The organism is Pseudomonas typographi, assembly GCF_014694385.1.
Lineage (GTDB): Bacteria > Pseudomonadota > Gammaproteobacteria > Pseudomonadales > Pseudomonadaceae > Aquipseudomonas > Aquipseudomonas typographi.
This window is the reverse complement of record NZ_JAAOCA010000182.1, coordinates 1-255: the sequence shown is the minus strand read 5'-3', so window position 1 is coordinate 255 and position 255 is coordinate 1. Positions and strand designations below refer to the sequence as shown.

Below are 255 nucleotides of genomic sequence, written 5' to 3'. Positions count from 1 at the left end.
CCTTGGCTGGCCTGCCTTCCGGCAGCTACACCATGAGCGTGGCCTCCATCGGACCGCTGGCGCGCTCGGGTGAGGCAAGCATCACGGTAAACATCGATGGCCCGCCGGTGCCAGAGGCGTGCGCGGTGCAGTCTTCGCTGGAAAGCATCGTTCTGATCCCCAGCAACCCGCTGCATGGGCTCAATGGCGGCACCTACGAATATTTCTACACCATGGACGCCACCGCCGAGGCCGATGCCGCGGAATACATCGGCC

Annotated in this window: 1 protein-coding gene; it reads left to right on the top strand. The window is 64.3% G+C overall.

All coding sequences use genetic code 11. The features are described 5' to 3' along the window. Positions 1-255, top strand: a 255-nt coding sequence (locus tag HAQ05_RS28310; protein WP_190427768.1) for a hypothetical protein, incomplete at both ends; no start/stop codon positions are given.